Consider the following 25128-nt stretch of genomic DNA (forward strand, 5'->3'; position numbering starts at 1 on the left):
GTACGTGCCAGCGGCGGGACATCCGACGGACAGCCACGCCGACACTGTAGGGTGTAGTTACAGGGATGTAAAGGAGACATCGTGGGGACCGTGATCGGAGCCGGCGGGGCCGCGCTGCTCCTCGGCGAGCTCGTGGCGAGCGGCGTGGTCGACGGCGCCGACATCGCCCGAGCGGTTTGCACGACGCCCCGCAGCGTCGCCCGCTGGCGTGCCGGCGCGAGCACGCCGCGCCGTGACCTGGAGGAGCGCCTGCTGGAGCTCGCCGCGGTCATCGACGCGCTGCGCGCCACCGTCGGCGACGCCGGCCGGGCCCGCATGTGGCTGCGCCGCCCCCACCCCCGCCTCGACCTCGACAAGCCCCTGGAGCGCATCGCCGCCGGCGGCTACCGCGACGTGGTGGCGCTGGCGGGCACGGCCGCGCCGTGACCCCAGGGTGGTCGGCCCCACCTGCTGTGGGCGTTCCCTGGGAGTGGGAGTCGGACGCCCTATGCACCGGGCGGTAGGATCAACGGTATGGCGAAGAGGAAGATATCCGCGACCCTGTCGCCCGAGCTGATCCGGCAGGCGCAGGCTCTCACCGGCGGCGGCAACCTGTCAGAGGTGCTGGAGCAGGGCCTGTCCGCGCTCATCGACCGGGAGCTCGAACGCCGCTGGCTCGCCGGTTACCAGCAGCAGCCACCAGCGGAGGATGTGCCCGACGACGTCCCGGTCGACTTGCGTGAGGTGCCGTGGGCCCCCCGGCGGTGAGCGCCGCGCGGCCCCACCGGGGCGAGCTGTGGTGGGCCGACGTCCCCGGAGACAAGGTCCGGCCCGTCCTCGTCCTCACGCGAGAACGGTTCATCGAACGGCTGCACTCGGTGCTGGTCGCCCCGGTGACGACGACGGTGCGCGGGATCCCCACCGAGGTGCCGCTCGGCGCCGGCGAGGGGCTGCCCCAAGCCTGCGCGGCCAACTTCGACAACCTGTTCACGCTCCGGCGTGACCGGCTCCGAGACCCGATCGGCCAGCTGACCGGGCAGCAACTCGAAGACGTGTGCCGCGCATACCGGTTCACTGCCGGCTGTTGAGCGGCCACCGCAGCCTGCTGGCCCGGTAGGCCCGGCCGCGGCGCGCGGCGGGGTGCTTCACCCGGCCGCGGGGGCGGCGGGGTGCTCCGTCGAGGACGGTCAGCCAACCGGCGGCGTGTGGATTGCGCCGGCGGTCACGTCGAGCCTGGCGAGATCCGCGGCAGCCTGCCCCGCGACCCATCCTCCGGCGTTGCTCACCGTCCGCGCCTGCTGGACGACCTCGGGGAAGGCGGCCCGCTGTGCGGCGCGCAGCCGGTCGTCACGCGCGGCGAGCACGGGCAGAAGCCGGTCGGCGTCGGCGCTGCCGGCGACCTGCCCGTCGGTGGCGTCCCGCAGCCGCTGGCTGATGCGGTGGGCGAAGCCGAGCAGGAAGGCACGCCGGAACGAGCGGGTGCGGGAACGGCCGGCCGCGTCTCGGTGGGAGCCGAGACGGGCCATGGCGCTCGTCGCCTGTGCAAGGAGCGACGCGGCGAGCAGCTCGACCGCGTCGAGGTCGTGGTCGTAGCCGAACGCGGTCACCCATCCGCAGTCGGGGCTGTAGACCACCCGGCAGCGGTTCGCCCCGGCGATCTGGGTGAGCAGCGAGGCCTTGGCGTCGGCGTAGGGGTCCTCCACGGGGATGCGGCGCGCCGACGGCTCCCCGACGTCGTCGCCGGTGTGCAGCAGCGCCTCGTCGATGGCGTGACGGGCGATGAGCTCCTGGGCCTTGGCCGTGAGCGCCTCCGCCTCCTCGTCGAACTCCGTCGACTCGGCCTTGGCGAGCAGGGAGCGCACCCGCGCGAGCATCCGCTCGTCGAGCCCCCGCGTCTGGCCGAGCGCCCCGTTGGCGCCGCCCCACGGCTGGCCGGGGGCAGGCACCGTCGGGGGCAGCCCCGGCAGCCGTGACAGCAGGCCGAGCACCGCGACGGCCACGCGCAGCCCGCCGGCGCCGCTCGCCACCGCGTCGCTCCGACGGGCGCAATCCTCCAGGACCGCCAGCTGCTCGCTCCACCGCGGGTGCAGCTGCTGGCCCAGCTCCCCGTGCCGCCGGCCGTCGGCCACGACCAGACCGGCGACCGTGTCGGCGTGGCCAACTCCGAGGCGGCGCGCCGTGACGCGCACGACGTCGGCCGGCGTCCACCCCCGCTGCCACAGCGCGGCGACCGCCTCGCGCAGGCACCCGTGCACGGCGGTGACCGCGGGCTGGCCACGCGCGGCCAGCTCGGCGAGCAGCGCCTCGTGCGCGTGCGCGTCACTGTCCGCCGACCACGCCGCCGCCCACAGCACGTCCACCAGGGACGGGGGCGGTGGCGGGTGCTGGCGGGGCTCCCCGCCTGCACCGGGGGGCCGGGTCGGCCCCGCCGCTCGGCCGTGGCGCTGCCGGCGCTTCTTCGCCGCCCGTCGCTGCTTGTTCTGCTTGCCCATGGGCAGCAGTGTCGCCCCTGCCGGTCTCCTGCGGCCGCATTTCGCGCGGCCTGTGACGACCGGCCTGTGGCGAGCCGTAGCTCGGCCCGGCGAGAGGGCCTCTCAGCCGGCCTACACTCGGGTCACGGAGGTGTGGCCGAGTCTGGTTGAAGGCGCCGGTCTTGAAAACCGGTAGACGGTTCTGCCGTCTCGTGGGTTCGAATCCCACCGCCTCCGCGCTGACCAGGGAACGCTACCTCAGGGGATGTCCTGGCTTCTCCCATGGGAGCGCCGCGGGCAACATTCTGGCAACATCCCGCGCGCGCTCGGCTCCGCGAGATGGTCCGTCCGTCGTCGGTGGGTGCGTGCACCGGTGACGGGGCGGGGGCGGCGCGATCATCGCCGGCCTCTTCCTCCGCCGCTTCACCCGGGGCGTGGCCTGGGGCGCACCTGACATCGCCGGTCCGGCGTTCCTTCCCGAAGAGGCTTGCCAGTGGGCACCTGCCGGCGGGCGCGACCGGCTTCGGGGTCCACACCTTGCTCGCCTGGCTCGAGCGTCGCGCGGTCTAGAGTGTGGGGCATCGTGGCGGCCCAGTTGCCGAGGCGTTCGATGGTGGGCTCAGCGCGGTAGCCGTGGGGCAGGTCCAGCACGATCTGGGTTCGTGAGATGCATCACTCGACCGCCACCGCGTGGGCCAGCAGGATGAGCTCACGTCTGCTCCGCAACCCGGCCTTGCGGAGAAGGTTGCGCACATGCGTACGCGAGGTCGCCGGCGAAACCCCGATCTGCGCAGCGATCTCCTCATCCGTGGTCCACCCACCACCGATCAACGCGAGCACCTCAAGCTCCCGTGGGGTAAGCCGCAGCTCATCCAGGCCCTTTGGCAGGGCCACGCGGTCGGTCAACCCCGCGACCATGCGATCCACTCGCCCCAGCGACCTTCGCACGCGATACACCAGCGCGAAGCCAGCACCGGCCAGCCCCGTCGCAGCCATGGATTTCACCAGTTGCAGGTCCGCCAGCAGCAAATCGCCTACACCGGGAGAGATGACCTCCAGCCGGTAGGCCTGCAGCGCCAAGCGCTGCACTGACCCGAGCACGAACGCCGCGCACACCACCGCCACGAGTAGCCCGAGCTGCCGCAGCGGCGCAGAGGCGCAACGCATCCACTGGACGATGCCCCACGAACCCAGCAAGACGAACAACATCATGTTCAATACGAGCCAAGCGAGGATCACCACATCGACGATGTTCACTTCTTGTCGCCCTTCCGCACGCCCCGAGATTTCCAGATACTAGCGAGCGACGGGGCGAGCGTACTTGCAGGCGACGGGCCCCCGACCATCCCACCCGACCAATGGGGTGCGTTTCGTCCCCCGGTTAGGGGGCTCTACCTGCTCAGAGGTACGGAGTTCCCCCTAGCCGCGTAACGATTCCCGCCCCCGGAAGTATGGACAACAAGATCCCGACCCCAGATGGTGACACCTTGGTCCCTCGGGGGGCCATGGGATATTCAGTCCTATCCAGCGCGACCCCGCCAAAAGGAAGGGGTGCTACCGCTCCTCACTGGGACACGATGCCCCCCAAGTCGATAGCAGCACTTGCCTCGGACATAAGACACACAGCTCGGAAGTAGAGCAGGCACCCAGTCAAAGCACATAATCAGCGGACCATGAAGGAGGCTTGAAGTGATCCTACGCTCATGGAACCCTAGTTTGCGATCGGCCGTCGTCGTGACCGTGGCTCTAACTGTGGTTGCTGTTATGACACCGCCACCGGCAGGGGCAAGAAGGGACCAGACACCCCTTGAGTCTCTCACCAGTCGCCAGCCCTCACAGGTCATCCAATGGGGGAAACAACAAGATCGTGGTACGCGCGGACAAACTACCTCAGGAGGAGCTACCGCTGGCCGAGGAGCTTGTGGCGGGCCTAAATGAAGCGCGGCGCGTCGGGCATATCTTGATAGCGCGCAGTTTCGTTGTGACCGCGACGCAGGCAGGAATCGAGGATCTTAAAACGCAAATGAATGTCACTTCGTATGATTGTGTCGCGCTGGCGGATATCGCAGTCGACTGGCGGGGGTTCCGAGCGGAAGCCCAACCAACATGTACCGACGAGGAGTTCCAAGAGCGGCATCGGGCAGCGCAGCTCCCGAGCGCAAACGACGACGCTATAATAGTGCCGATGAGTCACACGAGCCCAGGCCCGATCCATGTGTCCGAGAACTTCAATTGCTTCCTCTCCGTCGTCGGTCTTGCGCTTGCGGTCGTCGCAATAGTGGCTCTCATGTCGAACCCAGTTACCGGCTTTTGGGGATGGGTTGCATGGTCAGTCACCGGCGCATCGTCATTCGCCGCATGGACAGGCTTCGTCCTCAACTGTACTGGCATACGTGCTGTGAACCAGCGCGTCAGGACCAGTTCGGGCAACCGCGACTATGCCTGCCACTTCCACTACTATAGCAATTACAGGTACTCACCCCGCTATAATCGCTACGTCCCTACGTATGTACGCTATTACTGTTGATTCTGGAGGGCGGAAGGGAGCATCATGATAAGGCCGTGGGGTTTACGTCACCTTCTTGCTGGCGTTACGCTATTCCTCGGAACCGGGGCGTTAGCCATTACAACTGCCGCGTTCTCAACCGACGACAGGAATTGGTTGTTCGCGGCCAGCGCGCTGCTGACTCTTGCCGCTGTTGTGGGGCTGACTGCAGCGGTCACCGCCCGGCCGCCTCAGTTGAGGAGGGCTCCCGGAACGGAAGAATCGGCGCCTCCAGTGTTAACAATTATAGCTCTGTCGGCCGTGATAAGCGGTACCACTGTGTTGGCTGCCGGACTGTGGTTGTTGGCGGTGGCATGCTACGTGGCTGCCGGTGCATGCTTGGTTGGGGTTCTCAAGGATACTTTGGGACGCTCATCAGCTGAATAAGTGACATGCTAGCGTTCTAACAGAGGCGGGGCCCTTGGCGGTCCCCGCCTCATGTCTTCAACTACGCAATGCACGCCGACGGGTCGAGGACGTAGCGGCAGGTCTCCCAGCGGCCGGAGTCGACCTCGCGGGACTCCTCCTGGAACACGAACCCGTGCTCGCGCAGTCGGCCCGGGTGCTTGGTGACGGTGTTCTTGCTCAGGCCGAGGTTGGCGGCGATGCGCCGCACGCTCGTCTCGGCGACCAGACGCCCGCGGTCGTCGATGCGCGCGTCCAGGGCGATGTCCTCAAGGATCCCCCAGGCCATCAGGCCGACGGCACGCTTCATCGCGCGGCTGGACAAAAAGGACCTTCGCGAACGGCTCGGCGCGTGCGACGATCCGGCCGTCGGACAGCACCCGTCCGACCTCCCGGCCGAACGCCAGGACGTCGCGCGCTTCCCGCGGCTCGGGGTCCGACTGGGGCCCCGCGGCGGCCATCAGGCCGCCCTCCCCGCGGGCGCGGGATCACTCCTGGCGGTCTGGGGGACGCGACGGCTGGCAACGGGCTGCAACGTGCGTTCGACGACAGGCTGGGATTCGGCAGGTCCGGTCAGGACTGGCGAGGCACGAAAAGCCAGGGCAGCGACACGAAGAGGGGAAGCGCCGCAAGGGAGGGGACAGGCCGCAGAGGGCTTGAAAACCGGTAGGCGGTTCCGCCGTCTCGTGGGTTCGAATCCCACCGCCTCCGCGCTGACCAGCGGGAACGTCCCCTTGGGGTCTGCCCCGGCTTTCTCCCATGGGAGCGTGGCGGGCGCCTGGCGCTGCCTTGACCTCGACCGGGCGTCCCTGCGCGTCTCGCTCACGCTCGGCATCGTCGACGGCAAGGGACGACCGTAGAGGCGGTCGGCCTTGACGTAGGTGAGGAAGGTGGACAGCTTGCTCGACCGTCCAGACGCCGGTGCGGGCCTTCGGCGCGGACGGCGCCTCGACGAGGGCGGCCGCGGTTGCGCGCTACCCGTCCCGCTTGACCGCGTCGGCCAGGGCCTTGTGCAGGGCCCGATGCACGTTCAGGACGGTCTTCGCCGACAGCGGCTGGGGCGGTCCTGGCGCCGGCGGTCTCCGGCTCGTCGTAGAGGCGGTTGAGGTCCGGGGGTCGAGCCGCTGCAAGGGGACGCTGCCGATGCGTGGGACGACGTAGGTGTTCATGATGTCGCGGTAGCCGACCCAGGCGCTCAAGGAGACCTGGCCGCGGTGGCTTGGTCGACGAGCCGGACGCCGCGCAGGTCGATCGGCTGCGCGAGGCCAACGCCCGGCTGCGGGACGTCATCGACCGGCAGGCCGGCGAGCTGGACGAGGCGCGGCGGGACAACCAAGCTTTGCGGGCCAAGGTCGACGAGCTGTCCGTGAAGCTCAAAGAGCTGGCCGCGCGGCTGGGCCGCAACGCGAAGAACTCGTCGGTGCCGCCCTCGTCGGAGGGGCTGGCCAAGAAGCCCGCAACGCCGCGCAAGCGCGGCGGGCGGCGGGGCAAGCAGCCGGGGTCGCCGGGGCGCATCTGGCGCAGGTCGCCGACCCCGACCGGGGTCGTGGAGCACACGCCGGCGGCGTGCGCAGGGTGCGGCGGGGACCTGGCCCGGGCGGCGGTGGTTAGCGGCGCGCCGGCAGGTGTTCGACCTGCCCGAGATCGGTTTGGAGGTGGTCGAGCACCGCGCGCAGCGGCGCCGCCGGGGTGCTGCCCGCCTTCGCCGGCACCGCCGTGCACGACCGCTGGTCACCGTACTTCTCCTACCCGGCCGGCCACGCGTTGTGCGGCGCGCACCTGGTGCGTGAGCTGACCGCCGCCGCCCAGACCGGCGCCGACCAGGACTGGGCCACCCACGTAAGCCCGCCTAGTCGCCGCGGCGCATCGGCACGCCGAGGCAAGCACCTCGAGGACACCAAGCTGCGCCGGTCGTCCTCCGCCCTGGTCACACCTTTTGCCGGAGTGTGCGATAACTATGCGGCGGCCAATCCGAACCGCTGCCGCCTCGAAGCCTGGGGCGGTCGCTGCCTCCAGCAGCTGAAAGTTGACCGCCGTGGGCGGCGAGGCGGTCGCGCCCGCGGCGACTCACCAGCGGGCGCCGAAGACGCGGCCGGGCACCGGCACCGCTGCAGGGTCCCCGCCGTCGTCCAGCCGGAGCAGCGTGCCGTCGCTCATGGTGAGCAAGAGATGGCGTCCCGTCTCGTCGGCGTCGATCGCGGCCGGCACGTCCGGCAGGCGAATGGATTCAGCGACCGGCTCGAGCGTGTCGAGGTCGAGCGTGACGAGGCGGACCTCGCCTGCCTCAAGGTCGCAGCAAGTCTCCACCACGCTGAGGACCCCGTCGGCGCGGAAGACGGGGAGGCGCCAGGAGGCGGCCGCATCGGCGGGCTGCAGCCGGCGGGCATCGACGAAGCGGCCTCCCGGTGTCGAGGGGTCGACCACTCGCAGTTCGACGCCGTCCTCGTAGACGACGTGGAAGGCGAGACGGTCGCCGCCGGGTGACCAGGACAACGAACCGGGGACGACCAGCAGCTCGGGGTCGCTCGCCTCGCGCCAAATGGTCTCTTCTCCGCTCGTGAGGTCACGCACGACGACTTGCGGGTCGGCACCGCATCCCCCGGGAACCGCGTAGGCGAGGAATCGCCCGTCGGGACTCACGCTCGGAGCGGTGCCCGACGCCACCGGCGTCTGCCCGCGGCGTGCGACGTCCACGGCGACGATCTCGTGCAGGCAAGCCGTGACGATCCGCGAGACGTAGACGACCCCCTCAGAGGAGCGGTCCTGGGCGGTTGCCCCCTCCCCCACCTCCGTGTCGTCGAGGAGCACCTCGCGGATCGCCCCCGTGCGCGCGTCGACGGTGAACACCCCGCTGCCGGGCGCGTCGTCGCGCCAAACGTGCGCCATGAGCGTGCCGGGCGGCTCGCCGTCGGCCTTGGGAGCGTGCACCGGCTCACCATCCGGCGGCGGCTCGGGCAGGCGCTCGAGCGGGGCGAGCCAAACGGCGGCGTTGCGGTCCGGGGGTTGTCCGGCGTGGCCGACGACGACCACGCGGTCGGCTGCGAGGACCGCCCCTGTTGCGGCGCTCGGTCCGTCATCGCGGGACTCGACGTCGGCACGGTCCCACCTTGCGCCGCTCGCATCGCCGACCCACACGGCCGCGCGCTCCCCGTCGGAGCCGACGGCGATGAGGCGTTGCCCGTCCGTGAACACGCTGCTGACCGACTGGGGCCCTGGACCTGCGAGGGCTTCGTGGGTCGCGGCCGTCCAGTGGCGGCCGTCGGCCGACCACCACATCCCCGCGTCGCCGTCCTCGGGCGCCGTGGTGCCGTAGGCGAGCAGACGATCGTCGATGGCGGTGATTCCGAAGAGGAGCGCACCGGATTGCAGACCGGTCACCGGCAGGGCCTCCCATGCCGCGCCGTCAGTCGACTCCCACACGGCATGACGGCCACCGACTTGGCCGACCGCGAGGAGCCCCGCGCCCGACCGCGTCACGCCCCGCATGCTGCTGTCGGCATCGGTCGTGGGCAGCGTCAGCTCGCTACGACGCCACACGCCGCGGGGATCCCCGCCGGCCCATGCCGCGGCAGTGGTGCGCGTGTCCTCGTCGCCGTCCCCGGGACGCAGCGTGAAGCCGACCGCGACGGGCCCCGCCGGCCCGTCGGACACGGCGACCTGTTGCGCGCCGGTCTCACCGGGTAGCACCGTCAGCCCGAGGTCGGCGTGGGCCCACGTTTCGCCGTCGACACTCGTCCACACCGACCCGGTGGCGCCGGCCTGGCCGACCGCGACGAACTCGTCTCCGGAGACCGTCACGTCGAGCATGCCACCGTGCGCGAGCACGCCTCCGGCGTCCGGCGGGCGGGTCCACGTGGCCCCGCCATCGTCGGACAGCCAAACGCCCGGGGATCCACCTGCTGCCCCGACGGCGACGATGCGTCCCCCGAGCACGGCCGCGCTTTCCATGGTGTCCATGCCGGCACGCCCGAGTTGGGGGTCGAGGACGCGGACGAACGTGAGGCCAGGTTCCGACGGTCCTCCCAACCGCACGTCGGGGGGGATGAAGTCGCGGCCCACGACGAAGGCGACGGCCAGCAGGACGATCCCGCTCATGGCCGTGACCGCGGACCGGCGGGGTGCGCTGGCCCGGCGTCGGACGGCCGGCAGCGTACGCTGAGGGTCAACGGGCGCGACGGACTCGTCGAGCGCGTGGCTGGCCGCTCGGGCCTGGGTATCGATGTTCATTCCGCAGCCTCCGCCGTGCGCAAGGTGCGCGCGAGCCGCTTACGAGCGCGCCGCAGGTCCGATTTCACGGTGTTCTCGGGCCTGCCGAGGGTCTGCGCGATCTCCAGGACGGAAAGATCAGCGACGTAGCGCAGCGCCACCACTTGAGGAAGCGCCCCCGGTAAGGCACGCACGGCCGTCCAGAAGGCCGCCGCCTCAGCCGGGATGGGATCTGCTTCCGGGGGCCTGCGGAGCGCCAACCGCGCCATCGCCTTGGCCTCCGAGGCCCTGCGGCGAAACATCGACCGGGCGAGGTTGGCGGCCACGGCTCGCACCCACGCGTCCGGCCGTTCGTAGCCAGCTACTTCGTCCCAACGCCGGTACGCGCGGGCGAACGCCTCCTGTGCGAGGTCCTCGGCGACCGCGGGGCTGCCGGTCATGGCGAGGGCGACCTTGAGGACCGCACGATAGTTGCGAGCGTAGAAATCGGCGAACGAACTGCGCTCCAGCCCGGCTGCGCTGGGCACCTCTCCCGCCACGGCTCCTGGCACGCCCCCCCTCCTTCTTCCGCCTGCCCACTGAACGCCCGACGACCCCGAGAGGTTGCAGGTCTCTTGTGGCCCATAACATTCCTTGAAGGAGCCATGAGGGCGTGCCAGCCTGGGCGAAGCTGCGCCGCCTCGCTGCCTCCCAGCACTGCACTTGTCGGGGCGGGCCGCGCCGTGTTGTTGGCGTCGGCGTAGGTTTCCCTAACCCGACGAGGTTGCTGATCGCATTCACATGGATATGCAGCAAAGCAAGTCAATGACGCCGTTCGCCTGAATCGGTCCGCTCGTTCTTGCGGGCGGGCTCCCAGGAGTCGAGTCGGTCGTCATCACGGGCCGTTTGCACATGGGCGACTTCGCACCCTCCGCCCTCCGGTGTCGCATCGATACCGCCCAGAGGCCAGTGACCTGCGCCTTCGACGCCGACCTGCGAGGGCAGGTCCTCGGCGCTATGGACCAGTTGGTGACCGCCCGGGGTGTGGCGGCTGGACGACCTCGACGAGCGGCTGGCCGCCGTACGGTCTCTCCGCTCGGTTTGATGAAGGACGCGATCCACAGGTTGTTCACGGCGACCGATGCCGCGCGCCTCGACGTCTGCCCGCAAGCGCGCCCACGTCACGGCCAGACCACGGTCGTGCGGGAGGACGAGGTAGGGCTGCAGCGCGCTTTGGGATCCCGCTCACCGACAACCGGCGGCATTTCGGCCGTCGTCGAGGTCGAGCATCGTTGTCGTCGCCGTAGGGCCGCCTCATCCTCCACGAGATCCGGGGGTCCGTCCCAGCGGCGAACAGCTCCTCGTCTTCAACGGCCACGGTCAACCTCCTGCACCGCCTCCGGCGGTCCGCACGCGCGGCCCAGTAGCCTACGCGGCGAGCATGGAGACGGAGTCGCGGTGACGGTGCTGCACGCCCTGTGGAGCGACGGGCGGCTGCACGTGTGGGGGGAGCGGCCCCTGGCCGGCGACGTCCTGCCGCGGCCGCGGGGCCGGCGGCCCGCACCCGGTCGCGCGCGCCGGCACCCGTACGCCGCCAGCGCCGACGAGCTCGTCGCCGCACTCGCGGAGATCGGCGTCAGCGGCCCGGGCGCCGGCGAACTGCGGCTGCGCCTGCCGAGCACCGATGCCTCGCCGCTTCCTTCCCCGGGCCTGCCGGGCGCCTCCGTGGTCGACCGCCGCGCCGGGACCAGCCTGGCGCCGTGGCGGGTCGACGCGCTGGCCGTCCCGCCGGCGCCCGCGCTCGAACTGCTCCTGTCCACACCAACCGACGACCCCAGCGATGGCCGAAGTCTGGTGTGGTTGGCGGCCGCGGCGCGCCTCGCCTTGAACCTCGTAGCGCGCGGGAGGGTCCTGCCCGCTCTGGTCGTGGCCCCCGGCGGCCACGAGGCCCGCTGGCTGCCGGTGCTGGCCGCCGACGACCGCGACCGCATCGCGCGCCTGGCGGCCGGCATGCCGCCGGTGCTGCGCGCCGAGGACCGGCCCGAACCCGCCGACGCCGGCGCGCTGACCCGCGAGGTGCTGACCGCCCTGGTCGACGCCACCGCCCGTGACGCCCTTCGCCGCGACGGGGGGATCCGCCTGCCGCGGTCGCGGCGGACGGCGAGCTCGCCGGCGGCCGAGTCCTGGCTCACCGCGCTGACCCTGGAGGACGCCCGCGTCGAGGCGGACGCCACCGACCTGGCGCTGCTCGCCAAGCAGCTCGACGCCTGGCGGCGGTCCAGCCTGGTCGACACGGGCCCGCTGCGCACCTGCTTTCGCCTGCACTCACCGCCCCCGAAAGGCGACGCCGAGCACGACGACGCCGGCTGGCGGCTGGAGTTCTGCCTGCAAGCCACCGACGACCCGTCTCTCGTCGTGCCGGCCGCCGAGGTGTGGCAGGCTCGCGACACGCTGCGGTTCCTGGAGCGCCGCTTCGAGCAGCCCCAGGAGCGCCTGCTCGCGGACCTCGGCCGTGCCAGCCGCCTGTACCCCGAGCTCGAGCGTGCCCTGCACGTCGCCCGGCCCGACACCCTCGACCTCGACGGCGACGAGGTGCTGTGGTTCCTCGCCGACGGCATGGCGCTGCTCGAGCAGGCCGGCTTCGGGGTGCTCGTGCCCGCCGAGCTGCGCCGCCCCGCGCGTCTCGGAGTGCGGCTGCGGGCCAGCACGAAGAAGGAGCCCGCCACGGCCAGCTCAGGCCTGTTGAGCACCGACCGGCTTGCCGAGTACTCCTGGGAGGTCGCCGTCGGGGACGCGACCCTGTCCGAGGCCGAGCTGCGCGAGCTCGCCCGCCTCAAGGCGCCGCTGGTGCGGGTCCGCGGGCAATGGGTGAGCCTCGCCCGCGACGACCTCGCCAAGGCCGTGCGCCTGCTGGAGCGCCAGCGCACGCACGGCGCGCGTACGGCCGACGTCGGCGAGGTCGTCCGGCTGGGCCTCGGCCTGGTCGGCAACGACACGGGACTACCGGTCGTCGGCGCGGACGGCGACGGGGCGCTCGGGGCGCTGCTGAGCGGCCGCCCCGACGAGCGTCTCGAGCCGATGGCCACCCCGGCCGGCTTCAACGGCTCCTTGCGCGCCTACCAGGAGCGCGGCCTGGCGTGGCTGGCGTTCCTCGGGCGGCTCGGCCTCGGTGCGTGCCTGGCCGACGACATGGGGCTCGGCAAGACCCCGCAGCTGCTCGCCCTGCTCGCCGCCGAACGCGACGGCCGGTCCCGCCGATCGAGGGCGTGGCCCGGCCCCACGCTGCTGGTATGCCCCACCTCGGTCGTCGGCAACTGGGAGCGCGAGGCGGCGAAGTTCACCCCGGCCCTGCGGGTGCTCGTCCACCACGGCGCGACGAGGCTGCGCGACCAGAAATTCACCACGCAGGCGCGGCGCAGCGATCTGGTGCTCACGTCCTACCCGCTGGCGACCCGGGACCACAGGCTGCTCGCGCAGGTGCCCTGGGGGCGGGTCGCTCTCGACGAGGCGCAGAACATCAAGAACCGCGCCGCCAAGCAGACGCGCGTGATCCGCTCCCTCCCCGCGCGGCAGCGGGTCGCGCTGACCGGCACGCCGGTGGAGAACCGCCTGGCCGAGCTGTGGTCGATCATGGACTTCCTCAACCCGGGCTTCCTCGGCCCGGCGAAGGCGTTCCGTGAACGCTTCGCGATCCCGATCGAGCGCTACGGCGACGACACCGCCGCCGCGCAGCTCAAACGGCTCACCGGCCCGTTCGTACTGCGGCGCACGAAGACCGACAAGGCGATCGTCCCCGACCTGCCCGACAAGCTCGAGACCACCGAGCACTGCCTGCTCACCCGCGAGCAGGCGTCGCTGTACCAGGCCACCGTCGACGACCTGCTCGCCCGCATCGACGAGGAAGACGGCATGGCCCGAAAGGGGCTGGTGCTGCAGACGATGCTGCGCCTCAAGCAGGTGTGCAACCACCCCGCGCAGCTGCTCGGGGACGGCTCGCCGCTGCCGGGCCGCTCCGGCAAGCTGACCCGCCTCGACGAGCTCGTCGACGAGATCCTCGACGCCGGCGAGAAGGCGCTGGTGTTCACCCAGTTCGCCGGGATGGGCGCGATGCTCGTCGCGCACCTGCGGGCCCGCCTCGGGCGCGACGTCGCCTTCCTGCATGGCGGCACTCCGAAGCGCACCCGCGACACGCTCGTGACCGCGTTCCAGTCCGAGACGGGTCCGCCGCTGTTCGTGCTGTCGCTGAAGGCCGGCGGGGTGGGCCTCAACCTGACCGCGGCGAACCACGTGATCCACTTCGACCGCTGGTGGAACCCGGCGGTGGAGAACCAGGCCACCGACCGGGCGTTCCGCATCGGCCAGCGCCGCGACGTGCTGGTCCGCAAGCTCATGTGCACCGGCACGCTCGAGGAGCGAATCGACGAGATGATCACCCGCAAGAAGGCCCTCGCCGACCAGGTCGTCGGCTCCGGCGAGGCGTGGCTCACCGAGCTGTCCACCGACGAGCTGCGCCAGGTCGTCGCCCTGTCCGCCGAGGCGGTGGCGTAGGTGGCGCGGCGGCGCCGCTCGAGCTGGCAGGCATTCCCGCCGCCGTCGAAGCCGCGGCCGGTCGAGGGCGGACTGAAGGCGCGAAGCACGCGCGGCGCGATCGGCCAGACATGGTGGTCGCAGCGGTTCGTCGAGGTGCTCGAGTCGTTCGGGATGGGCCCGCGGCTGGCCCGCGGCCGCACGTACGCCCGCAAGGGGCAGGTCACCTCCCTCGACGTGGCGGCGGGGCAGGTCACCGCGCTGGTGCAGGGCTCACGCGCCCGGCCCTACCGGGTGCTCATCGGCGTCGCCGAGCTGTCGGCGGCCGACTGGGACGCCGCCGAGGCCGAGCTCGCCGACCGGGCGATCTTCCTCGCCAAGCTGCTCGCCGGGGAGATGCCGACTGATGTCGAGGCGGCGTTCGCCGCCTGCGATCTGTCGCTGTTCCCGGCGAGCCCCGAGGACCTCGACACCGCCTGCTCGTGCCCCGACTGGGCGAACCCCTGCAAGCACGTCGCCGCCGTCTACTACCTGCTCGCCGAGGCGTTCGACGACGACCCGTTCCTCATCTTCGCCTGGCGCGGCCGCGGCAAGGACGAGCTGCTGGCGAACCTGCGCGCCCGCCGCGGGGGCCAGCAGCCGAAGGCGCCCGCGCCGGACGACGACACCTGGCCGGCCGTGGCCACCCCGCCGCTGGACGACTGCGTCGAGGCGTTCTGGGATCTGGCCGGCGACCTGCCCGAGATGCACCTGCGCCCCGCCGCAGTGGCCGACGCGCTGCTGCGGCAGCTCGACCCGGCGGAGGTCACCGTCCGTGGCGTCCCCATCGACGAGCTCCTCACGCCCGCCTACCGGGCGCTCGCCGGCGCCCCCAGGAGGGCCGGTGAGGGTGCCTCCCTCAGCGGCGGGCGCGGCCAAGGGCGACGCACCGGCCCCTGAAGATGGGGTCTTCTCGCTCTCGCTGCCGCCTGGGTACCGAGGACGGGCTCGCCCGCGTCGCAACACCCGATGCCGATGCGCGTGCGCGGCAAGACGGCCTACCGGCCGGTGGCCACGAGGCGGGGGTCGAAGACGTCGCGGAGGCCGTCGCCGAGGAGGTTGAAGCCGAGGACGACGAGGGTGATCGCCGCCCCGGGGTAGATCATGAGCTGGGGGGCGCTCGTCAGGAAGGCCCGGCCCTGGTTGAGCATCGTGCCCCACTCCGGGGTGGGCGGCTGGACGCCGAGGCCGAAGAAGCCGAGGGCGGCGAGGGCGAGAAGGAGCTTGCCGGTCTGCAGGCTCGCAAGGACGAGCACGGGCGAGATCATGTTCGGCACGATGTGGCGGGACATGATCCGGAAGTTGCTCGCGCCGAGCGCGCGTGCGGCGACCGCGTACTCACGGTCCCGCAGGGAAAGTGCGAGGCCGCGCACCACCCGGGCGTAGAGCACCCAGGTCACCCCGACGAGCGCGATCATGACGTTGCGCACACCTGGACCGAGCGTGCCCACGACCGCGAGCGCGATGACGAGCGGCGGCAGGGCGAGCAGGACGTCGACCAGGCGCATGATCATGGTGTCGAGCAGGCCCCCGTAGTAGCCAGCGACCAGGCCCGCCGGAAGACCGATCACCAGCACGAGAAGGGTCGCGGCCACAGCCGCCCCCAACGACCAGCGGGTGCCGTAGAGCAGGCGGCTCAGCATGTCGCGGCCGAGGTGGTCCGTGCCGAGGGGGTGCTCGAGGCTTGGCGGGGCCAGGCGCGCGAGCACCTCCTGCGCGTTAGGGTCGTGCGGACTCAGGGCCGGCGCGAAAACCGCCGCGAGGCCGAATGCGACGACGATCGCCAGGCCGGTCATGGCCAGGCGGTCGCGGAAGAAGCGGCGGACGTAGGGACGGCGCCGTGGCTGCGCGCCCGCAACGGGCGGCTCCGTGAAACCGTCTTCCGGCGCGCGGACTCTAGCGGTCGCCATCGGTCCCACCGGAGAAGCGCACCCGGGGGTCGAGCCACGCGTAGGACAGGTCGACGAGCAGGTTCACGAACACGAAGACCGCGCCGGCGAACAAGACGAAGCCCTGCACGACCGGCAGGTCCCGGTTGAAGATCGCGTCGACGACGTACTTGCCGACCCCGGGCCAGGCGAAGACGTACTCCACGATCACCGTCCCCGTCACGAAGTGGCCGAGGATCATCCCGGCCACGGTCACGACCGGAATCATCGCGTTGCGCAGGGCGTGATGGGCGATCACCCGGCGGTCGCGCACCCCGACGGCCCGTGCCGTGCGGATGTAGTCCTCACCGAGGACCTCGAGCAGGCTCGACCGGGTGAGACGCATCATCGTCGCGGTCGTGCCGATGCCCAGGGTGACCACCGGCAGCACCACGTGCTGCCACGTGCCCCTCCCCGCCACCGGGAACCAGCCGAGCTTCACCGCGAACAGGAGGATGAGCAGGTACGCCAGCCAGTAGGTCGGTATGGAGTCGGCCGTCAACGACCCGACGCGGCTCGCATGGTCGACGACGGTGTTGCGCTTGACCGCCGCCACGAGCCCGACGAGCAGCGATACGGCCAGCGCGACCAGGAACGCTGGCACCGCCATCTGAAGCGTGACCCACGACCGGGACACGAGCACGCCCACCACCGGCCGCCCGCTGCGGTAGCTTGTGCCGAGGTCGCCGCGCGTGGCATCGGCAGCCCAGCGTGCGTAGCGGACGACCGGAGGATCGTTCAGCCCCATCCGCTCACGCTGCGCCTGGAGCTGCTCGATCGTCGGCGGCTGGCCGAGCTGCTGCTCGAGGATCATCGCCGCGGGGTCACCCGGCGACAGCTCCGAGAGCACGAACACCAGCAGCGTGATGCCCAGCCAGACGGGAACGAGCATCCCGAACCGTCGCAGGATGTAGGTCTGCATCGGAACGTGCCCCCGACGCTCCCCCGGGCGGCTACTCGCCGATGAAGACCGTGTCCCAGCGCTGATTGATCCCCGACGGGTGCGGGACGAACCCTTCGATCGTGTCCCGCATCGCGTAGATGCGGTACGTGCCGGCCAGCGGCACGGCGGCGTACTCGACGGCGAGGAGCTGCTGCATCGCCTCGGCCGCGAGCCTGCGGAGCTCGTCGGGGTCCTCCTCCTGCTGGGTCTGGTCGATGAGCGCGTCGAACTCGGTGTCGGGGCCGGGGGACGCGAAGGCCGCGTTGGGGATGCGGGACTTCGAGTACCACCGCAACGCCAGGAGGAAGGCCGGGTTGGCGTCGTTCTGGTTCGGCGCTTCGATATGGAGGTCGTAGCCGCGCCCGTTCTCGATGCGTTCGCGGTAGGCCGCCGACTCCAGCTGCTCGACCTGGGCGTCCATGCCGACGCGGCTGAGCTGCTCCTGGACGTACTCGGCCATGCTGGGGGTGATACGCACGGGGTCGAAGATGGTCCGCACGACGAGCGGCTGGCCGTCACGCTCGCGCACGCCGTTCTCACCAAGCGTCCAGCCGGCCTGGTCGAGGACCTGTGCCGCTGTCTCGGGGTCGTACTCCACGTCCTCCACCACGTCGGAGTGCTCGCCGAGCACCTCGGGCGGGTTGATGGTGTTCACCACCTCGCCTTCCCCGCCGAGCACGCCTTCCACGAAGGACTCCCGGTCGATCGCGTGAGCGATCGCCTGGCGCACGGCGGGATCGCTCGTGACCGGCTCCGGTTCGCCTTCCGCCGCGCGCAGCGCCATGTAGACGACGAGCACCTGGCCGACCGGGGCCCGGACGATCTTCACGTCGGGGGCCTCCAGGCTCGGCACGAGCGCGCGCTCGACGTTCTGGATCAGATCCACCTCACCGGCCTGCAGGGCGAGCGCACGCGTGCTGTCGTCGGGGATGAAGCGGAAGGTGATCCGGTCGAGGCGGGCCAGATCCCCCCAGTAGTCCTCGTTGCGCTCGACCACGAGCTCTTCGTTCTCGTTGTACTCGACGAGGCGGAAGGGGCCGGTGCAGACGGCATCCTGGTCCTCGAGCGGGTCGCTGCCCGGCGCGAGGATGCCGAAGGTGGGGTGGTTGATCTGCTCCACGAGGCGCATGTTCGGCTCTTCCGGGGTGACCTCGACCGCGAGGTCGTCGACCGCCTCGGCCGAATCCGGGCCGAGGAACGCGAACGTCCCCGTGGCGGGCTCCTCGCCGGTGTAGTTGAGCGTGTAGGCGACCGCCCCGGCGTCCATCGGCGTGCCGTCGTGGAACTCCACTCCGTCGCGCAGCTCGAAGCGGAAGGTGTTGTCCCCCGCGACCTCCCAGTCCGTCGCGAGCCCCGGCTCGACGTCGAAGTCCTCGGTCAACCGCACGAGCGTCTCGCAGATGTTCGCGTTCAGTGGATACATGCCGAGGCGCTTCATATTGATCTCGTCGTCGACGAACTCGTCGGGGCCTGTCGCGACGACGAGCTCCTGCGCGACGTCGGGGTCGGGCGTCGCTTCGCCCGCTTCTTCGTCGGGCTCGACGGCCTGATCCTCTCCCGGGGCGCACGCCGCGACGATAAGCGCCCCGCAAAGCAGCAGCCCCAGCAAGCGAAGGTGCCCACGACTCATGGAGGTCCTCCTCAAGAGTTATTCAGCCCGACCGGTTTCGTCGACCCTCTGAAGCTAGATAAGATGACAAATAGCCCGAGTCACCGTATCACGGGTAGGGAGTTGGGACCGAGCGAGCCGTGCTGGCACGGTTGTCCTCAGTCCGGTCGCGACGACACGAGCTGCCCCTGGGTCCAGCCGAGGTGCCACTCGGGGTAGTCCTCGCCCCACAGCGGCACGCTGAACAGGTAGCCCTGGGCGACGTCGACCTCCAGGGATCGCAGGGTGTCGAGGATCGGTTGGTCCTCGACGCCTTCACCCACGATGCGCAGGCCGAGCTCGCGGCCCAGGGTGACGATCGTGCGGACGAACGCCTGGGAGCGCTGGTCGCCGAGCTGGTCGACGAACGACTTGTCGATCTTCAGCTCGTCGACGGGCAGCTCCCGCAGGCGGGCGAGGCTCGACATGCCCGTGCCGAAGTCGTCGATGGACAGGTTCACGCCGAACGCCCGCAGCTGAGCGAGCGCGTCCCTCAGCACGCCGGGCGACTCCGCCGGTTGCAGGGCGATGTCGCTCTCGGTGAGCTCGAGGCAGATGTGGCCTGCACGCAGGCCGCTCCCGGCGATCGACTCCTCCAGGACGGCGACGAGTCCTGGGTCGAGGAGGTTGTCAGCGACCATGTTCACCGACACGCGCAGGTCGATGCCGTACATGCGGTGCCACCGGCCGACCTCCCCTATCGCCTGGCGCAGCACCTGCACGGAGAGCTGGCGGATGAGGCCCATGTCCTCGGCGAGCGGGATGAGGCTGCCCGCCCCGATCAGCCCGCGCACGGGGTGGCGCCAGCGCGCGAGCGCCTCCACCGCCACGACGCGCTGCTCGGCGATGCTGATCTGCGGCTGGTAGACGACCGCGATCTGGTGGTCGTCGATCGCGGTGCGCAGCTCGTTGCTGAGAGCAAGGCGCGTGCGGGTCTCCGTGGACACCTCCGGGTCCGCTCCGGGGTCATACCAGGCGACACCGAGGCGCAGGGTCTTCGCCCGGTTCATCGCCGAGTCGGCACGCCTGATGACCTCCTCCGCCGCGTCGCCGGGCAGGGCGAAGACGATGCCGATGCTCACCGGCACCTCGAGCGTCACCCCGTCGAGGAAGACCGAGGCGAGCAGCGTGCCGGCGATCTCCTGCGCGATGCGTGCTGCTCCTCCCTCGTCGACGTCGCGGAGGACGACCCCGAACTCGTCCGCGCCCGTGCGCGCCACCGTGTCGGTCTCCCGCACGATGTCGGACAGGCGCGCGGAGACGACCCGCAGCAGCTCGTCGCCGGCCGCGCGCCCGAGCGTGTCGTTGACCTGCTTGAACCGGTCGAGGTCCAGGGCGAGCACCGCCACCCCGCGCCCCTGGCGCTTGTTGGCGAGCAGCGCCTGGGCGAGCCGGTCGACGAACAGCCTGCGGTTGGGCAGGTCGGTGAGCGCGTCGTGCAGCTGCTGGTGCTCCTTGGCGATGTAGATCTCGGCCATCTTGAACAGCGCGACGATCGGCACGGCGAGGAGCGGGAGGTACCACAGGCTCGCCTCGGCGACCACCGCGACCGCCGGGGACACGGCGAGCATGACGGTCATCGGGCCAGCCGCCGCGACGAGGTTCCTCCTCGCGTACACGCCGACCGGCACCCCCGCCGCAAGCGCGACCACCACGGCGAGGAGGAGGAAGTTCACCGCGATGAACGCCGCTGCCCCGAGGAGCGCTCCGGGCAGGTGGACCGGCAGGAACGGGGGCGCTGCGCCGATGAGGGAATACCCGGGGGCCGTGAGGGACAGGACCATGCCGCTGACGACGGCGGCGATGGCGAACTGCCCGGCGTTGAAGGCGGTCTTGAACCAGGGCTTGCGGTGCGTGAGGCCGTTCGCGGCCGCGCCCGCGGCGAAGGCGACCGCCGCGGGACCGACGCCCTCGATGAGCAGCAGGGCATAGCCGAAGGTCGTGCTCGTCGTCACCTCGCTGTCGTCCTGACCGGCGGGCAGGCGGATCGAGAACGACTCGAGCACGACGACGACGACGACGAAGATCCAGAAGGCCGGCGACCGCACGAGTCGCTCGTACTCGATGAGCAAGGCGACGACGACGGCGGCGGAGCCCGCAGAGGCCACCCCCCCGATGTAGCAGCGCAACACGCGCGACCGTGGCTGAGCCAACCTCGCTGCGCTCCCTCCGACCTGCTGGTTGTCTGGACGGTGCGGGCGCCGGCGGCCTGCTGCTTCGCCAGCCGCACCGCCAAACCGATAGGGGTAGTTTGTCGCATACTACCGACCCGCATCCCAGTATGCGCCTGTCCCGACGGGTCAGGAGTCGACGGCGGACAGCTCACCCATGTCGCGGAGGACGGCGGCAGCGGCGCGCACGAGCGGGATGGCGAGGGCGCCACCGGTGCCCTCACCGATGCGCAGGCCGAGGTCGAGCAGCGGCGGGAGGCCGAGCGCGGCCAGGCACGCGCCCGCCCCCGGCTCCGGGGACCGGTGGCCGGCCACCAGGTAGCCGACCACCGGCGGGCACAGCGCGGCGGCGGCGAGCGCGGCCGCGTTGCTCGCCAGCCCGTCGAGCACGACGGGCAGCCCCTCTGCCGCGGCGGCGAGGACGACCCCCGCCAGGGCTGCGTGCTCGAGACCGCCGAGAGCGGCGAGGACCGCGAGGGGCTCGTCCGCGTCGGCCGCGTGGCGGGCTAGCGCAGCCTCGACCACGGCCACCTTGCGCGCGAGCGTCGTGTCGTCGCCGGCTCCGCGCCCGGTGACGGCGGCGGGGGGCGCACCGGTGAGCGCGGCGACGAGGCACGCGCCGGCAGTCGTGTTCGCGATGCCCATGTCGCCGGGCACGACGAGATCGGCGCCCGCGCCGGCGAGCTCCTCCACCACCCCGGCGCCGGAGAGGACCGCGCGGGTGGCCTCCTCGCGGGTCATGGCCGGACCGCTCGTCAGGTCGGCGGTGCCCGCCCGAACGCGGGCCTTGCGCAGCCTCGGATGGTCGGGGGGCTCGTTGGCGCAACCGACGTCGAGGACGGTCACCGATGCGCCGACGGCGGCGGCGAGCACGTTCACCGCCGCGGTCCCCCCGCACAGCTGGCCGAGCATCGCCGTCGTGACCGCCTGCGGCCAGGGGGTGACTCCCTGGGCGTGCACGCCGTGGTCCGCAGCGGCGACGACCACCACCGGCCGCTCGGGGACCGGCGGCGGGCAGCGCCCGGCGATCGCGGCGAGTCGCGCCCCGAGCTCCTCGAGGCGCCCCATGCTGCCGGGCGGCTTCACGAGCCGATCGTGACGGTCGCGCGCAGCCGCGGCGGCGCCCTCGTCGACGGGGCGGACGTCGGCGAGGAGGTCGTCGAGACGGGCGGCGAGCGTCACGGGAGCTCCGCGAGCACGTCGGCGAAGGCCTCCACGAGCGCGTCGTTGTCGGCATCGTCGCGGACGGTCACCCGCACGTGGTCGGCGTCGAGCCCCGGGAAGGTCGACGGGCGCACGGCGATCTTCCGCTCGAGCAGGCCGGCCCGGAGCCGCGGCCCGCCCGGCACCCGCACGAGCAGGAAGTTCGCCGACGACGGCCACACCGTGACCCCGGGCTGCGCGCCGAGGCGGGCAGCCAGACGCGCCCGTCGCGCCGCCACCACCTCCGCCTGCGCCCGGCGCCACGCCTCGTCCCCCGCGCACGCCTCGAGCGCGTGCAGCGCCGGGGCGCTCACCGGCCAGGGCTGGCGGGCGGCGTCGAGGCGGCGCGCGAGGCCCGTGGGGGCCACGGCGTAGCCCGCCCGCACCCCGGCGAGCCCCCACAGCTTCGTGACGCTGCGGACGACGACGAGCCCGGGCAGGTCGCGCCGCCCGGCGAGGCTCGCGGCGGGGTCGGCGACGAAGTCGACGAACGCCTCGTCGACGACGGTCACCCGGCCGGGCCGGCAGAGCGCCGCGACGGTCGCAGGGTCGTCGAGCGTGCCCGTCGGGTTGTTCGGGTTGCCGACGGCGACGAGGTCCGCGGCGGCCGGAACCGCGCCGGGGTCGAGGCGCCAGCCGTGGTTGGGGTGGCGGAGGACGGTGGTGCAGCGCACGCCCGCGGCGCGCAGCGCCGCCTCCGGCGCGGTGAACGCGGGGTGCACGATCGCCGCGAGCCGCACGCGCACCGCGGCGGCGAGCAGCCAGAAGACCTCAGCGGCGCCGGCCGCCGGGACGACCTCCCCCGGCTCGCGGCCGTGGCGAGCGGCGAGCGCGGCGCGCGCGGCCCGGTCGTCGGGGTAGCGGGCGGGTTCGGCCAGCGCCGCGCGCAGCGCGCCGGCGACCGCAGGCGACGGCCCCGCGGTGTGGACGTTGACCGCGAAGTCGAGCGTGCCGGGGGGCGCGACCCGGTCGCCGTGCGCGGCGAGGTCCGCCGCGGCGGTTTGGTCGTGCAGGGAGGACACACCGAGCGGCGGGGGCGGCGGCGGCAGCTCGACGACCCGGCCCGCGACGACGGACAGGACCCGCTCGGCCCCGGCGGACAGGGCCTGCACCACGGTGCCGAGCAGGTCGACGAAGCGCCGGGCGCCGGGGTCGGCGGGCGTGAGGCCGGCGCCGACGTCCTCGGCGACGACGACGACCGGGCCCGCGCGCACGACGGCGGCGGTGAACAGCGCAGCGGCCTCGCGTACGAGCGCCGCGCCGGCGGTGCGGACCCGCGCGTCCGGTGGCGCGAGGGCCGTGCCGGGCGGCGGCCAGAGGTCCTCGGCGCTCATGCGCGCCGCGAGCCAGCCCCCGAGGCCGTCGACGAGCACGGCCGCCTCGTCGGGCGCCTCGCGCACCGCCCCGGCGAGCGCGCCCGGCGCCGCACCGGCCTCGACGGTCCGCCAGGACGCGGGGCGGCGCGCACGGTGGACGGCGACCCGCTCGGCCATCTCCGCGTCCCCCGAGGCGGCCGTCGCGACGTAGACGACGCTCGGCGCGGTTGTGACGATGCGCTCGGCGACGGCGCTCTTGCCCGAGCGCGTGCCGCCGACGACGAGGACGCGCTCACCCATGGGCGTGGGTCGGTCGGTGCGTGCGCGCGTCGTCGGGATGGTGGTGGGGCACCAGGGGGCTCCCGAGCTTGTGCCCGAACCCGGGGGTGGGCACGCGGTGCACGCAGGTGTCGCAGCTGCGGGGCACCCCGCCGGCGACGACCTCGGCGTAGCGTTCGAGGACGAGTGCGGCCACGGCGTCGTCCGGGCCGAGGTAGCGGGTCACGGCGACGTCCACGCCGGCGTGGGCGGCGGCGAAGGCGCCGGCCTGCGCGCGGATGCGCTCCTCGAGCACGCCGGTGAACAGGAAGTAGGGGACGACGGCCACGCGGGGCGCGCCGAGCCGGACGAGGCGGTCGAGCCCCTCGGCGACGCGGGGCGCGGTGATGCCGACGAAGGCCGCCTCGACGAGCGGCCAGTCCCGGCCCTCCCACAGCAGGCGCGCGACGCGGTGCAGCTCGGCGTTCGCGTCGGGGTCGGACGACCCGCGGCCGACGAGCAGGACGCCGGTGCGCGCGCGCTCCCCGGCAGGGACGCAGGCGTGGAGGCGCGCCTCGACGGCGGCGAGCAGGTCGGGATGGACGCCGAGCGCCCGCCCGTAGGTGAAGCGCACGCCGGGGTGGTCGGCGCGGGCGAGGTTCACGCTCGCGGGCACGTCGGTTTTCGCGTGTCCGGCGTCGAACAGCACGAGCGGCACGACGACGATCTCGGTGTGCCCGGCGGCGACGAGGTCGCCGACGGCGACAGAGATCGGTGGCGGCGACAGCTCGATGAACCCCGCGGCGACGTCGAGGTGCCCGGCGAGGCTCCGGACCCGCTCGGCCAGGGCGAGGTACTCGGCGACGCCCGCCTGGCTGCGCGTGCCGTGGCCGACGAGCAGGAGCCCCGGAGCGGGCGTGATCATGAGGCGTCCCCGGCGTAGAGCAGGGCGTTGACGGCGGCGGCAGCCACGGCCGAGCCGCCCTTCGGCCCGCGGTTGGCGACGGCCGGCAGGCCCGAGGCGAGCAGCTCCGCCTTGGACTCGGCCGCGTCGACGAACCCGACCGGCAGGCCGATGACGAGGGCCGGGTCGGGGGCGGCGTCGACGAGCGCGCGCAGCGCCGTCGGTGCGCAGCCGACCGCGTAGACCGCGCCGGGGCCCGCGTCGCGCGCGGCGAGCAGGACGGCGGCAGCGGTGCGCGTCAGGCCGCGCTCGCCGGCGAGCGCGGCGGCGTCGGGGTCGCCGACGCGGCAGGCGGCGGGGTAGGCGGTGACGCCCGCGGCGACCATCGCGACGTCGACGACGAGCGGCGCGCCGGCCGCGAGCGCGGCGGCGCCCGCGGCGAGGGCGGCCTCGTCGAGGACGAGGTCGCGGGCGTAGTCGACGTCGGCGGTGGCGTGCAGCACCCGCTCGGCGACGGCACGCGACAGCGGCGGCAGGTGTGCCGTGTTCACGGCCGCGCGCAGGCGCCGGTAGGACTCCGCCTCGATGGGGTGCACCAGACGGGCC

19 protein-coding genes, 1 tRNA gene and 1 pseudogene are annotated in these 25128 nt (G+C 72.4%); 7 read left to right on the forward strand and 14 right to left on the reverse strand.

Translation table 11 applies throughout. The annotated features are described in order from the left end of the window. Positions 1 to 81 precede the first annotated feature (81 nt). The 3 genes from VM324_02725 (at position 82) to VM324_02735 (ending at position 1067) form a co-directional block, all read left to right on the forward strand. Positions 82 to 426, forward strand: a complete 345-nt coding sequence (locus VM324_02725) for an antitoxin Xre/MbcA/ParS toxin-binding domain-containing protein (GenBank protein ID HVL98188.1) — start codon at positions 82 to 84, stop codon at positions 424 to 426. Between the two features lie 87 nt (positions 427 to 513). Then, on the forward strand, positions 514 to 747 hold the full coding sequence (locus VM324_02730; GenBank protein HVL98189.1) for a type II toxin-antitoxin system CcdA family antitoxin: 234 nt from the start codon (positions 514 to 516) through the stop codon (positions 745 to 747). Then, entirely contained in the window at positions 744 to 1067 is a 324-nt protein-coding gene (locus tag VM324_02735) for a type II toxin-antitoxin system PemK/MazF family toxin (GenBank protein HVL98190.1), read from the forward strand. The genes VM324_02730 and VM324_02735 overlap by 4 nt, the downstream gene beginning before the upstream one ends. A gap of 99 nt (positions 1068 to 1166) precedes the next feature. Here VM324_02735 and VM324_02740 read toward each other — a convergent pair whose 3' ends face one another. Further along, a complete protein-coding gene (locus VM324_02740) occupies positions 1167 to 2471 on the reverse strand; it encodes a DUF2786 domain-containing protein (protein ID HVL98191.1) in 1305 nt (434 codons plus the stop codon). Positions 2472 to 2597: 126 nt separating this feature from the next. Between VM324_02740 and VM324_02745 the strand changes: the two genes are divergently transcribed. After that, positions 2598 to 2687 (forward strand) — tRNA-Ser (locus VM324_02745). Positions 2688 to 3122: 435 nt separating this feature from the next. Here the strand turns inward: VM324_02745 and VM324_02750 are convergent. From VM324_02750 to VM324_02760, 3 genes are all read right to left on the reverse strand, one after another. Further along, positions 3123 to 3707, reverse strand: coding sequence for a helix-turn-helix transcriptional regulator (locus tag VM324_02750; protein HVL98192.1), 585 nt, complete (start codon positions 3705 to 3707; stop codon positions 3123 to 3125). Positions 3708 to 5443: 1736 nt separating this feature from the next. After that, positions 5444 to 5710, reverse strand: coding sequence for a hypothetical protein (locus VM324_02755; protein HVL98193.1), 267 nt, complete (start codon positions 5708 to 5710; stop codon positions 5444 to 5446). A gap of 664 nt (positions 5711 to 6374) precedes the next feature. After that, the gene (locus VM324_02760) at positions 6375 to 6599 is read right to left on the reverse strand and encodes a hypothetical protein (GenBank protein HVL98194.1); all 225 of its coding nucleotides are present in this window, start codon (positions 6597 to 6599) and stop codon (positions 6375 to 6377) included. A 481-nt stretch (positions 6600 to 7080) separates the two neighbouring features. On the opposite strand from VM324_02760, the pseudogene VM324_02765 reads away from it, so the two are divergent. Then, a pseudogene (locus VM324_02765) lies at positions 7081 to 7227 on the forward strand (transposase). Positions 7228 to 7467: 240 nt separating this feature from the next. On the opposite strand, the gene VM324_02770 reads toward VM324_02765, so the two are convergent. Next, a complete protein-coding gene (locus tag VM324_02770) occupies positions 7468 to 9627 on the reverse strand; it encodes a hypothetical protein (GenBank protein HVL98195.1) in 2160 nt (719 codons plus the stop codon). Beyond that, entirely contained in the window at positions 9624 to 10145 is a 522-nt protein-coding gene (locus VM324_02775; GenBank protein HVL98196.1) for a sigma-70 family RNA polymerase sigma factor, read from the reverse strand. The genes VM324_02770 and VM324_02775 overlap by 4 nt, the downstream gene beginning before the upstream one ends. A gap of 898 nt (positions 10146 to 11043) precedes the next feature. Here VM324_02775 and VM324_02780 point away from each other — a divergent pair. Both VM324_02780 and VM324_02785 read left to right on the forward strand, forming a co-directional pair. Further along, positions 11044 to 14133 carry a DEAD/DEAH box helicase gene (locus VM324_02780; protein ID HVL98197.1) on the forward strand — a complete coding sequence of 1030 codons (3090 nt, stop codon included), beginning with the start codon at positions 11044 to 11046 and terminating at the stop codon, positions 14131 to 14133. Continuing rightward, positions 14134 to 15051, forward strand: a complete 918-nt coding sequence (locus VM324_02785) for an SWIM zinc finger family protein (protein HVL98198.1) — start codon at positions 14134 to 14136, stop codon at positions 15049 to 15051. A 98-nt stretch (positions 15052 to 15149) separates the two neighbouring features. On the opposite strand, the gene nikC is transcribed toward VM324_02785, so the two are convergent. The 8 genes from nikC to VM324_02825 all read right to left on the reverse strand — a co-directional run bounded on the left by nikC (position 15150) and on the right by VM324_02825 (position 25118). Next, on the reverse strand, positions 15150 to 16061 hold the full coding sequence (gene nikC / locus VM324_02790; GenBank protein ID HVL98199.1) for a nickel transporter permease: 912 nt from the start codon (positions 16059 to 16061) through the stop codon (positions 15150 to 15152). Continuing rightward, on the reverse strand, positions 16048 to 17001 hold the full coding sequence (nikB, locus tag VM324_02795) for a nickel ABC transporter permease (protein ID HVL98200.1): 954 nt from the start codon (positions 16999 to 17001) through the stop codon (positions 16048 to 16050). Before nikB ends, nikC begins: the two co-directional genes overlap by 14 nt. 31 nt (positions 17002 to 17032) lie before the next feature. Further along, a complete protein-coding gene (locus tag VM324_02800) occupies positions 17033 to 18652 on the reverse strand; it encodes an ABC transporter substrate-binding protein (GenBank protein ID HVL98201.1) in 1620 nt (539 codons plus the stop codon). A 137-nt stretch (positions 18653 to 18789) separates the two neighbouring features. Further along, positions 18790 to 20802: a bifunctional diguanylate cyclase/phosphodiesterase gene (locus VM324_02805; GenBank protein ID HVL98202.1), complete on the reverse strand. Its 2013-nt coding sequence runs from the start codon at positions 20800 to 20802 to the stop codon at positions 18790 to 18792. Between the two features lie 168 nt (positions 20803 to 20970). Continuing rightward, positions 20971 to 22023 carry a nicotinate-nucleotide--dimethylbenzimidazole phosphoribosyltransferase gene (gene cobT / locus VM324_02810; GenBank protein ID HVL98203.1) on the reverse strand — a complete coding sequence of 351 codons (1053 nt, stop codon included), beginning with the start codon at positions 22021 to 22023 and terminating at the stop codon, positions 20971 to 20973. Continuing rightward, a complete protein-coding gene (locus VM324_02815) occupies positions 22020 to 23660 on the reverse strand; it encodes a bifunctional adenosylcobinamide kinase/adenosylcobinamide-phosphate guanylyltransferase (protein HVL98204.1) in 1641 nt (546 codons plus the stop codon). Before VM324_02815 ends, cobT begins: the two co-directional genes overlap by 4 nt. Continuing rightward, positions 23653 to 24543 (reverse strand): sirohydrochlorin chelatase, encoded by an 891-nt coding sequence (locus VM324_02820; protein HVL98205.1) that lies wholly within the window; start codon positions 24541 to 24543, stop codon positions 23653 to 23655. The genes VM324_02815 and VM324_02820 overlap by 8 nt, the downstream gene beginning before the upstream one ends. Further along, the gene (locus VM324_02825) at positions 24540 to 25118 is read right to left on the reverse strand and encodes a precorrin-8X methylmutase (protein ID HVL98206.1); all 579 of its coding nucleotides are present in this window, start codon (positions 25116 to 25118) and stop codon (positions 24540 to 24542) included. The genes VM324_02820 and VM324_02825 overlap by 4 nt, the downstream gene beginning before the upstream one ends. Between the last annotated feature and the right edge of the window lie 10 nt (positions 25119 to 25128).

The organism is Egibacteraceae bacterium (assembly GCA_035540635.1).
Classification (GTDB): domain Bacteria; phylum Actinomycetota; class Nitriliruptoria; order Euzebyales; family Egibacteraceae; genus DATLGH01.

Coding starts and splice junctions, on each gene's coding strand:
- VM324_02730 (HVL98189.1), top strand. CDS start 514: ATGGCGAAGAGGAAGATATCCGCGACCCTGTCGCCCGAGCTGATCCGG.
- VM324_02740 (HVL98191.1), bottom strand. CDS start 2,471: ATGGGCAAGCAGAACAAGCAGCGACGGGCGGCGAAGAAGCGCCGGCAG.
- VM324_02755 (HVL98193.1), bottom strand. CDS start 5,710: ATGAAGCGTGCCGTCGGCCTGATGGCCTGGGGGATCCTTGAGGACATC.
- VM324_02770 (HVL98195.1), bottom strand. CDS start 9,627: ATGAACATCGATACCCAGGCCCGAGCGGCCAGCCACGCGCTCGACGAG.
- nikC (HVL98199.1), bottom strand. CDS start 16,061: ATGGCGACCGCTAGAGTCCGCGCGCCGGAAGACGGTTTCACGGAGCCG.
- nikB (HVL98200.1), bottom strand. CDS start 17,001: ATGCAGACCTACATCCTGCGACGGTTCGGGATGCTCGTTCCCGTCTGG.
- VM324_02800 (HVL98201.1), bottom strand. CDS start 18,652: ATGAGTCGTGGGCACCTTCGCTTGCTGGGGCTGCTGCTTTGCGGGGCG.
- VM324_02815 (HVL98204.1), bottom strand. CDS start 23,660: ATGGGTGAGCGCGTCCTCGTCGTCGGCGGCACGCGCTCGGGCAAGAGC.
- VM324_02820 (HVL98205.1), bottom strand. CDS start 24,543: ATGATCACGCCCGCTCCGGGGCTCCTGCTCGTCGGCCACGGCACGCGC.